The following is a 9,895-nucleotide window of genomic DNA, read 5'->3' as shown; positions in this document are numbered from 1 at the left end:
CACCTGGTCCCTCGCCCTCACCACCCTCGGCTACCTCTGGGCCACCGCCAAGTACAACAACGACCCCAAGTAACCCCCACCGAACACCCCCCACAGGTCGGCGAGTTCCCGCCAACCGCGGGCCCGTCAGGGCGCCCCGGCACCGCCTAGAGTGACCGGAATCGAATCATCGAGGGCGGGGGCATCGACATGGCGGTCAGCAGGTTCCTGAAGATGGTGGCGAACGGGCTCAACCCGCCCGAGGTCACCACCGAACTGGACCGCACCAGGGTCCGGCCCGGTGAGCGGATGACGGCCCGGGTCATGGTGGAGGGCGGGGCGGCCGAGGTGGTGCTCCAGCAGCTCACGGTGGAGTTGGTGGTGCGCTTCGAGACCGACGGCGAGCACGAGGTCCGCTATCTCCGCCCGGTCACCGTGCACACCTTCGAGGGGCCCCGCACCCTCGCCGCCGGTGCGAAGTTCGAGAAGGAGGCGGTCTTCGAACTGCCCTGGGAGATGCCCCTCACCCACAGCGGCGGTCGGGCGCTCACCGGCGCGTACAGTGCCGTCCGCACCGAACTCACCATCGACGACGCGGTCGACCGGGGCGATCTGGACGTGGTGGAGGTGCACGCGCTCCCCGAACAGGAAGCCGTGCTGAAGGCGATGACGGACATCGGCTTCCGGCACCTGGACACCGAGGTGAAGCTCGGCGTCTCGAAGGGCTCCCGGCAGACGTCGGGCTGGTGGCAGGAGATCGAGCTGAGGTTCCCGGACTGGTACCGGGGCAACGACGACCTGGAACTGCACCTGGTGACCAGGGACGGCGAGATCGACGTACGGCCCGGCTCCTACGTCGAACAACTGACCGTCACCTTCGACTCCACCCGGGACGCCGCAGCCCTCGCCGCCCGACTGGACGCGCACCTGCGCGCACAGTTCGGCGGCTGAACCGGTCCCGCACCGCCAGGACCGCGCGGTGCTCGGGCCGACCCGCTCCCCTCGTTCCCCGCCCCACCGGTGGGACGGGGGGAGCGGTGCGTCCGGGCGGAAACCGACTCCGGGCGACGGGGTCCCCGATGTGCGGCCCCCTCGCCCCGCGCCTACTGTGACGGTCATGGGCGCGAGCAGCCACGGCAAGCCGATCGAGCTGGAGGCCGGCGGGCGGACCGTACGCCTGTCCAGCCCCGACAAGGTCTACTTCCCGGAGCGGGGCTTCACCAAGCTGGACCTCGCCCGGTACTACATCGCCGTGGGCGACGGCATCCTGCGGGCCCTGCGCGACCGCCCCACCACCCTGGAGCGCTACCCCGAGGGCGTGGACGGCGAGCACTTCTTCCAGAAGCGCGCACCGAAGAACACCCCCGAATGGATCCCCCGCGCCCACATCACCTTCCCCAGCGGGCGCTACGCCGACGAGATGTGCCCCACCGAGGTCGCGGCGATCGTCTGGGCCGCCCAGTTCGGCACCTTCACCTTCCACCCCTGGCCGGTGCGCCGGGACGACACCGACCGGCCCGACGAACTCCGACTCGACCTCGACCCCCAACCCGGCACCGACTTCAAGGACGCGGTGGCCGTCGCCCACGAACTGCGGGCCGTCCTGGACGAGCTGGGCCTGCGGGGCTGGCCCAAGACCTCCGGCGGCCGGGGGCTGCACGTCTTCGTCCCCGTCGAACCGCGCTGGACCTTCACCCAGGTGCGCCGCTGCGCCATCGCCTGCGGCCGGGAACTCGAACGCCGGATGCCCGGCCGGGTGACGACCGCCTGGTGGAAGGAGGAACGCGGGACCCGCATCTTCGTCGACTACAACCAGACCGCCCGGGACCGGACGATCGCCTCCGCCTACTCGGTGCGCCCCCGCCCGCACGCGCCGGTCTCCGCGCCACTGCGCTGGGAGGAAGTGGACGAGGTCGCCCCCCGGGACTTCGACCTGGCCACCATGCCGGTGCGGTACGCGGAGCTGGGCGACGTCCACGAGGACATGGACGACCACCGGTTCTCGCTCGAACCCCTGCTGGAGTTGGCGCGGCGCGACGAACACGACCACGGCCTCGGTGACCTGCCCTACCCGCCGGAGTACCCGAAGATGCCCGGCGAACCCAAGCGCGTCCAGCCGAGCCGGGCGCGGGACACGACGGGCGACGAGGGCTCCTGAGCCCGACGGAGCGGTCCGGTGCGACGGGCGGGCCCGGTAGGACGGTGCGACGGTGGGGGAGCGCAACGGTGGGGGAGCGCGAACCACACGATCGAGTAGCCCTGCGGAATCGTTTATGCGCTGAGGGTGAGACCTAGGGTGAGCGTCGTTCGCTGCTCGCGACCGTCTCCCCCCGTGAAAGGCTCCCATGCGCCTCCGTACCGCTGTCGTGACCGCCGCCGCGGCTTCCCTCACCCTCCTGCTGGCCGTGCCCGGACCCGCCGCCGCGGCCTCCGGTGACTTCACGTACCGCTTCCGGGGCCCGGACGGACAGCCGCAGCCGGCCGTCCTGCACGACCCGCCGAGCGGCGAGTGCCTCACGCTGTCCGAGGTCGCCGACCCGGCCTCGTCCCCGCCCGCGTTCGCCCCCTGGAACAACACCGACGAGTGGGCCACGGTCTTCCAGGGCCCCCGGTGCACGGGCGACACCTGGGACCTGCGTCCGCACGGCCGCCCCGCGACCGACCGCCTGGAGCTGCGCTCCGTCGTGTTCTGGCGCTGACCCGCCCCGCAGGACCCGGAGAGGCCCGGGCGCACGGGCCGTCATCCGGATGGGCCGCCCCGGTGGCCGGTGGTGCGGCCGGGGCGTCTAGTGGAGCCCAATGGCCCTGCCGTCCGGGCGGCGCGACACCGCCCGGCCGTGGCCGGCCCCTGGGAGATCCCGTGCACCAGAGCGCACCGCGCCGTCCGCCCGCCGCCACCGCCCGTCGGCTGCCGCACCGGGCCGTGGCGGCCCTGCTCGCCGCGCTGTGGCTGGCTCAGCTCACGGCCTGTTCGAGCGGCGGCGCAGGCGAGGGCCCCTCCCCCTCGGCCACCAGCGCGCCGGCGGCCTCGTCCCCAGCCGCCGGTCGAACGGTCGTGGTGATCAGGGACTTCGCCTTCGTCCCGGCCGAACCCGAAGTGGCTCCCGGGGCGGAGGTCACGGTGGTCAACGAGGACTCGGTGGCGCACACCCTCACGGCCACCGGCTCGGCGTCCTTCGACACCGGGGACATCGCGGCGGGTGCGACGGCCACCTTCACCGCCCCCGACAAGGCCGGCCGCTATCCGTACGTCTGCACGATCCACCCGTCGATGAAGGGCACCCTCGTCGTGCGCTGACCCCGCTCGGGTGCGGTCAGCCCCAGTCGGCGGCCCGCCGCAGGTCCAATCGTTCCTTCTCGGAGAGGCCGCCCCAGACGCCGAAGCGTTCGTCGTGGGTCAGGGCGTACTGGAGGCACGCCTCCCGCATGTCGCACATGCGGCAGATGCGCTTGGCCTCCCGCACGGAGCTGCCGGGCTCCGGGAAGAAGAACTCCGAGCCCGTCTGCGCGCACAGGGCGCGGTCCCAGGCGACGTCCTGTTCGATGACACGGTCAGTCTGCATGCCGTGATGGTGCCGCCCGCGGAAAAACGAACGATCAACGCCCTGTTCATCGCCCGACCCGTGCCCTCGAACAACCGTCGGCGGGGGTCCGGGACGAGCGTCCCGAACCCCCGCCGAAGGAAGTGGATCACGCCTTGCGCGTGGCCATGCGTGCCTTGCGCGCGGCGAGCTTCTCGTCGAACTTCCGGGCCTCCGCGTCGAGTCCGCCCATGTAGAAGCCGATTTCCTCCTGGGCCTGGAGCCCCTCCGGGCCGAGCCCGTCGATCTCCAGGACCTTCAGGTGCCGCAGGATCGGCTGGAGCACGTCGTCATGGTGGATCCGCAGGTTGTAGACCTCGCCGATCGCCATCTGCGCGGCGGCCCGTTCGAACCCGGGGATCCCGTGCCCGGGCATCCGGAAGTCGACGACGACGTCCCGCACGGCCTGCATCGTGAGGTCGGGCGCCAACTCGAAGGCGGCCTTCAGGAGGTTCCGGTAGAACACCATGTGCAGGTTCTCGTCGGTCGCGATCCGCGCGAGCATGCGGTCACAGACCGGGTCGCCCGACTGGTGGCCGGTGTTGCGGTGCGAGATCCGGGTCGCCAACTCCTGGAACGCCACGTACGCCACGGAGTGCAGCATCGAGTGCCGGTTGTCCGACTCGAAGCCCTCCGACATGTGCGACATGCGGAACGCTTCGAGCTTGTCGGGGTCCACCGCGCGCGAGGTGAGCAGGTAGTCGCGCATCACGATGCCGTGACGGCCCTCCTCGGCGGTCCACCGGTGCACCCAGGTGCCCCAGGCGCCGTCCCGCCCGAAGAGGGAAGCTATTTCGTGGTGGTAGCTGGGGAGGTTGTCCTCGGTCAGCAGGTTGACGACGAGGGCGATCCGCCCGATCTCGGTGACCTGGGACTGCTCCTTCTCCCACGCCTCGCCGTCCTCGAAGAAGCCGGGGAAGTTGCGCCCGTCCGACCAGGGCACGTACTCGTGGGGCATCCAGTCCTTCGTCACCTTCAGGTGGCGGTTCAGCTCCTTCTCGACCACTTCCTCCAACGCGTGGAGCAGCCGGGCGTCCGTCCAGGTGGACGGGCTACCGAGGTGGGGAGAGGTGAGCGTCACTGGGGCTCCTGGGGAGGGGAGTACGTGCCGGGGAACTGTAACCTACGCAGACGTAGGCTACGTATCCGTAGGTTACGAATCCGTAGGTTAAGCCCGCTGTAAAGGTGGCGATCGCCCCGGGGTGGGGAAATGGGTGGAATCCACCCCTGACCACGGGACTCCCGCTCCGTTGCGGGCTCAGCCGTACAGCTCCCGCAGCCGGACTGAGAGGCACGTCACACGGCCTTCGCGTTTCTCGAACTCGCCGAGGTCCACCAGAACGGGTTCCCAGCCCAGGTCCGCCAGCAGGTCGGCGGACCGGGGAGCGCTCGCCGCCATCAGTAACCGGTCGCCGCCCAGCAGCAGCACCTGTGCTCCCGACTCCTCGGGAACGGGGAGGAACCCGGGGAACAGCCCGGGCGTGTCGACCAGCGGCTCGTACCCGATCACGGTTCCGTCCGGCAGCGCGGTCACCGCCGACTTGAGGTGGTGCACCCGTGCGACGGGCACCGCGACGACCCGCGCCCCGAGCGGTTCGAACGTCGCGCGCAGCTGACGCACCCCGGCGGCGTTGGTCCGCCCGCCCCGTCCGACGTACAGGGTGTCGCCGACCTTGAGGACGTCGCCGCCGTCCAGCGTGCCGGGCTCCCACACCCAGTTGACGGAGGCGCCGAGCCGGGCCACCGCCTCCTCGACGCCCGCGGTCTCCGGACGGCGGGACTCCGCGCCGGGGCGGGCGATCAACGCGACGTTGCGGAACACGACCACGGTGTCCTCCACGAACGCCGCGTCGGGGCAGTGGTCGGCGGGCTCCACCTCCAGGGTCTGCCAGCCGTGCGCCCGTAGCGCCTCGCCGTACGCCTCCCACTGCTCGACGGCCCGGGCGACGTCGAGGGCGCCCCGGGCGGGCCGGGTCACGACCCCCTCGGCGAGTCGGGGGCTGGGGCGGCGGACGAGGGCCTTCTTGCTGGGCACGGGTGATCCTCCGGCTTCACGGACGTGGGCGGGGCGGTTCCCGAGCCGGACCCGGACCCGGTCGGGCCGCGCGGGAGGGGCGACGGGGACGCGACCCCGGACGGCTCGGGCGCCATCATGCAGCCGTCCGCCCGACGGAAAACAGCCCTACGGCACGAACGGTGGCCGATTCGAGCCGTGCCGTGCGCCTCCCTGCGCACCGCACGCCCCACTGCCCGCCGTGCACCCCCTGCGCGCCGTGCGTTCGACCCGGAACCGCACCACCCCCTGCGCCCCGCGCGCCCTCGGGGCCGTGGCCCCTCAGCGGGTCGGGTCGAACCGGGTGCCCGCGGACTCCCGGCGCAGGTGCTCCCCGGTCAACGATCCCGTCGCCCGCACCAGGTCGGCGGGCGTGCCCTCGAAGACGACGCGCCCGCCGTGCTTGCCGCCGTCAGGGCCGAGGTCGATGACCCAGTCGGCCCGCTTCACGACGGAGGCGTGGTGCTCCACCACGATCACCGTGTTCCCGCCGTCGACCAGGCGGTCCAACATCCCCACCAACCGGTCGACGTCCGCCAGGTGCAGACCCGTCGTCGGTTCGTCGAGCACGTAGACCTCGCCCGTGCGGTGCAGCCTCGTCGCCAGCTTGATGCGCTGGCGTTCACCGCCCGACAGCGTGGACAGCGGCTGACCGAGCCTCAGATAGGTGAGGCCGACCTCGCTCAGGGCGCGCAGCCGTTGCCGCACGGACCGGTCCGCGAAGTGGTCGAGTGCCTCGTCCGCGGTCATCTCCAGGACGTCCACGATCGAGCGCCCGTCGACGGTCAGCTTCCGTACCTCCTCCTTGAAGCGCAGCCCGTCGCACTCCGCGCAGGTCGTCCGGACGGGGTCCATGAACGCCAGATCGGTGTGGATCACCCCGCGCCCCTGACAGTTCTCGCACGCACCGCGCGAGTTGAAGCTGAACAGCCCCGGATCGGCGCCCGTCTCCCGCGCGAAGATCCTGCGCACCGTGTCCATGATCCCCAGATAGGTCGCCGGGGTCGACCGTCCGGAGATCCCGATGGCCGACTGGTCCACCACCACCGCGTCCGGGTGGGCCGCGGCGAACACCCCCGACACCAGGGTGCTCTTGCCGGAACCGGCGACACCGGTGACCACGGTGAGGACGCCGGTGGGGAACTCGACGGTGACGTCCCGCAGGTTGTGCAGCGCGGCGCCGCGCACCCAGAGTCCGCCGGTCCGTTCCCGGGGGCGCTTCTTGGGGGCCGAGCGCTCCCGCAGGAACCGGCCGGTCAGGGTGTCGGCGCGGACCAGTTGCGCGGGGCTCCCCTCGAACACGACCCGGCCGCCGTCCGCACCGCCGCCCGGCCCCATGTCCACCACGTGGTCGGCGAGGGCGATGACGTCGGGGTCGTGCTCCACCACGAGCACGGTGTTGCCCTTGTCCCGCAGCCGCAGCAGCAGGTCACCGAGGCGGCCCACGTCCCGCGGGTGCAGTCCGGTGCTCGGTTCGTCGAAGACGTACGTCATCCCGGTCAGACTGCTGCCGAGGTGACGCACCGTCTTGAGGCGTTGCCCCTCGCCCCCGGAGAGGGTGGTCGTCGCCCGGTCCAGGCTCAGGTAGCCGAGCCCGATGGCCTCGATCCGCTCCAGGCCGGTGACGGCCGCCGCCGCGACGGTCCGGGCCACCGGATCGTCGACGGCGGCGAGCACCCCGATCAGGTCGGACACCTCCATCGCCCCGAACTCGGCGAGGGACCGGCCCGCCACCCGGGTCGCGAGCGCCGCCCGGTTCAGCCGGGCGCCCCGGCACTGCGGGCACGGGCGTGCGGTGAGGAAGCGGCCGACGAGCTCCCGGGTCCGCTCCCCGAGCCGGGAGAGGTCCCGTTTGACGTAGAGCCGCTCGAACCGGTCGGCGAGGCCCTCGTAGTCGATCTCGTGGCTGTGCTCGCCGGCGCCCACGCGGACCCGGTGGCGTCCGGGTCCGCCGCGCAGCAGGAACTCCCGTTCGGCGTCGGTGAACCGGCCGACGGGTTTGGTGGTGTCCAGATCGGGGGTGTGGGTGTACGTGGCGCCCATCCAGGTGCCCGCGGCGAACGGCGGGAACAGCACGGCGCCGTCCGCCAACGACCGGGACGGGTCCAGTACGGCGTCCCAGTCGGGTCCGACCGTCCGGCCCAGCCCGTCGCACTCCGGGCACATCCCGGCGGCGTCGTTGAAGGAGTAGGCGGTGGCCGGTCCGGCGCTGGGTTCGCCGTGCCGCGAGAACAGGACCCGCAGGACCGACCAGATCTCCGTCATCGTGCCCACGGTGGAGCGCGCGTTCCCGCCCACCGGCCGTTGGTCGACCACGATCGCCGGCGACAGGTCCTCGATGGCGTCGGCGCGCGGGCGTTCGTACGTGGGCAGTCGGTTGCGGAGGTACGCGGTGTAGGTCTCGTTGAGTTGCCGCTGGGACTCCACGGCGATCGTGCCGAACACGACGGAGGACTTCCCCGATCCGGAGACCCCGGTGAAGACGGTGAGCTTGCCCTTCGGGATGCGCAGGTCGACGCCTCGGAGGTTGTTCTCGCGGGCCCCGGAGATGACGATGTCGCGTGCTCCCGGGAGCGGGTCGGACTCCCGGGAGGACGCGTGCTTGGCAGGGTTCATGCCGGTGAAGCTAGGCGGAATACCCGACAGTTCCTGGCGTGATTTCCCGCAGTTCGCCCTCGGGCCCGAACTCCAGCCACCGGGTGATCCCCAGTGACTCCAGGAACGGCAGGTCGTGGCTGGCCACGATCAGCGCCCCCTCGTAGGAGTCCAGCGCACCGGTGAGCTGTCGTACGCTCGCCATGTCGAGGTTGTTCGTCGGTTCGTCCAGCATCAGCAGTTGCGGTGCCGGCTCCCCCAACATCAGCGCCGCGAGCGTCGCCCGGAACCGTTCGCCGCCGGACAGGGTCGACACGGCCCGGTCGGCCCGCGACCCCCGGAAGAGGAAGCGCGCCAGCCGACTCCTGATCACGGTGTTCGTGGCCTCGGGGGCGAACCGCGCCACGTTCTCGGCGACGGTCGCCGCCTCGTCCAGCAGGTCGACGCGTTGCGGGAGGAACCGCAGCGGCACATGGGCCACCGCCTCGCCGCCCACCGGCGCCAACTCGCCCGCGAGGGTCCGCAGCAGGGTGGACTTGCCCGCACCGTTGCGGCCCACCAGGGCGATCCGCTCCGGCCCGCGCACCCACCACTCGCCCGGGGCCCGGGCGCCGTACCGCAACTCCAGGTTCCGCAGGGTCAGGGCCGTGCGGCCCGGCGGTAGCGCGGTGTGGGGGAGGTCGACGCGGATCTCGTCGTCGGACCGGACGGCCTCGGCGGCCTCGTCCAGTCGTTCCCTGGCTTCGGCGAGCTTCTCCTCGTGCATGATGCGGTGTTTGCCCGCTGCGACCTGAGCGGTGCGCTTGCGTTCCCCCATCACCACCTTCGGTTCGCGCTTGGTGTCCCACATCTTCTGTCCGTAACGCTTGCGCCGGGCCAACTTCACATGGGCGTCGGCCAGTTCGCGCTTCTGGCGGCGCAGGTCGGTCTCGGCGACCCGGACCATCCGTTCGGCCGCCTCCTGTTCCACGGCCAGGGCCTGTTCGTAGGCGCTGTAGTTCCCTCCGTACCAGACGAGTTCGCCGCCCCGCAGATCGGCGATCTGGTCCACCAGGTCCAGCAGTTCACGGTCGTGGCTGACCACGACGAGCACCCCGGGCCAGGCGCGCACGGCCGCGTACAGCCGGCGGCGCGCGTACAGGTCGAGGTTGTTCGTCGGCTCGTCCAACAGCAGCACGTCGGGGCGCTCCAGCAGGAGCGCGGCGAGCCGCAGCAACACCGACTCCCCGCCGGACACTTCCCCCACGGTGCGGTCGAGGTCGACGTGGCCGAGTCCCAGTTGACCGAGGGTGGCGAGCGCGCGTTCCTCCACGTCCCAGTCGTCGCCGACGGCCGTGAAGTTCTCCTCGGTCGCCTCGCCCGCCTCGATGGCGTGCAACGCGGCCCGAGTCGTGGCGATGCCCAGTACCTCGTCCACCCGTGAGGCGGTGTCGAGGGTGACCGTCTGCGGCAGGTGGCCGATCTCGCCCGCCACGTGCACGGCGCCCCGCACCGGGTGCAGTGCGCCCGCGATCAGCTTCAACAGGGTCGACTTCCCCGACCCGTTGACGCCGATCAGGCCGGTGCGTCCCGTGGTGAAGGTCGTCTGGAGTCCGTCGAAGACGGGAGTTCCGTCCGGCCAGTCGAAGGACACCGAGGACAGCGTGAGGGACGGGGTGTGCGAAGGGTGCGACGTAGACATGGGGGC

General features: G+C 71.7%; 9 protein-coding genes. 4 read left to right on the top strand and 5 right to left on the bottom strand.

The features are described from left to right. The first annotated feature begins 189 nt into the window (after positions 1-189). The 4 genes from ACFYOU_RS29110 (at position 190) to ACFYOU_RS29095 (ending at position 3,277) form a co-directional block, all read left to right on the top strand. On the top strand, positions 190-930 hold the full coding sequence (locus ACFYOU_RS29110; RefSeq protein ID WP_391309701.1) for a sporulation protein: 741 nt from the start codon (positions 190-192) through the stop codon (positions 928-930). A 166-nt stretch (positions 931-1,096) separates the two neighbouring features. Further along, the gene (gene ligD, locus ACFYOU_RS29105) at positions 1,097-2,137 is read left to right on the top strand and encodes a non-homologous end-joining DNA ligase (protein WP_391309699.1); all 1,041 of its coding nucleotides are present in this window, start codon (positions 1,097-1,099) and stop codon (positions 2,135-2,137) included. Between the two features lie 187 nt (positions 2,138-2,324). Then, entirely contained in the window at positions 2,325-2,678 is a 354-nt protein-coding gene (locus ACFYOU_RS29100) for a hypothetical protein (RefSeq protein ID WP_391309697.1), read from the top strand. Between the two features lie 161 nt (positions 2,679-2,839). After that, on the top strand, positions 2,840-3,277 hold the full coding sequence (locus tag ACFYOU_RS29095; RefSeq protein WP_391309695.1) for a cupredoxin domain-containing protein: 438 nt from the start codon (positions 2,840-2,842) through the stop codon (positions 3,275-3,277). Positions 3,278-3,293: 16 nt separating this feature from the next. On the opposite strand, the gene ACFYOU_RS29090 is transcribed toward ACFYOU_RS29095, so the two are convergent. From ACFYOU_RS29090 to ACFYOU_RS29070, 5 genes are all read right to left on the bottom strand, one after another. Continuing rightward, the gene (locus ACFYOU_RS29090) at positions 3,294-3,542 is read right to left on the bottom strand and encodes a WhiB family transcriptional regulator (RefSeq protein WP_385496282.1); all 249 of its coding nucleotides are present in this window, start codon (positions 3,540-3,542) and stop codon (positions 3,294-3,296) included. Between the two features lie 127 nt (positions 3,543-3,669). Beyond that, the gene (locus tag ACFYOU_RS29085; RefSeq protein WP_391309693.1) at positions 3,670-4,641 is read right to left on the bottom strand and encodes an acyl-ACP desaturase; all 972 of its coding nucleotides are present in this window, start codon (positions 4,639-4,641) and stop codon (positions 3,670-3,672) included. Between the two features lie 177 nt (positions 4,642-4,818). Further along, positions 4,819-5,595 carry a dimethylargininase gene (ddaH, locus tag ACFYOU_RS29080; protein ID WP_389770789.1) on the bottom strand — a complete coding sequence of 259 codons (777 nt, stop codon included), beginning with the start codon at positions 5,593-5,595 and terminating at the stop codon, positions 4,819-4,821. Between the two features lie 300 nt (positions 5,596-5,895). Then, entirely contained in the window at positions 5,896-8,229 is a 2,334-nt protein-coding gene (locus ACFYOU_RS29075; RefSeq protein ID WP_391309691.1) for an ATP-binding cassette domain-containing protein, read from the bottom strand. A 10-nt stretch (positions 8,230-8,239) separates the two neighbouring features. After that, on the bottom strand, positions 8,240-9,889 hold the full coding sequence (locus ACFYOU_RS29070) for an ATP-binding cassette domain-containing protein (protein ID WP_391309689.1): 1,650 nt from the start codon (positions 9,887-9,889) through the stop codon (positions 8,240-8,242). Between the last annotated feature and the right edge of the window lie 6 nt (positions 9,890-9,895).

The organism is Streptomyces sp. NPDC005955 (assembly GCF_042871255.1).
Lineage (GTDB): Bacteria > Actinomycetota > Actinomycetes > Streptomycetales > Streptomycetaceae > Streptomyces.
This window is presented reverse-complemented; position numbering and strand designations above follow the sequence as displayed.

Bases quoted from the DNA above. Each gene is read 5' to 3' on its own strand.
- ACFYOU_RS29110 (WP_391309701.1), top strand. From the start codon at position 190: ATGGCGGTCAGCAGGTTCCTGAAGATGGTGGCGAACGGGCTCAACCCG.
- ligD (WP_391309699.1), top strand. From the start codon at position 1,097: ATGGGCGCGAGCAGCCACGGCAAGCCGATCGAGCTGGAGGCCGGCGGG.
- ACFYOU_RS29100 (WP_391309697.1), top strand. From the start codon at position 2,325: ATGCGCCTCCGTACCGCTGTCGTGACCGCCGCCGCGGCTTCCCTCACC.
- ACFYOU_RS29090 (WP_385496282.1), bottom strand. From the start codon at position 3,542: ATGCAGACTGACCGTGTCATCGAACAGGACGTCGCCTGGGACCGCGCC.
- ACFYOU_RS29075 (WP_391309691.1), bottom strand. From the start codon at position 8,229: ATGAACCCTGCCAAGCACGCGTCCTCCCGGGAGTCCGACCCGCTCCCG.
- ACFYOU_RS29070 (WP_391309689.1), bottom strand. From the start codon at position 9,889: ATGTCTACGTCGCACCCTTCGCACACCCCGTCCCTCACGCTGTCCTCG.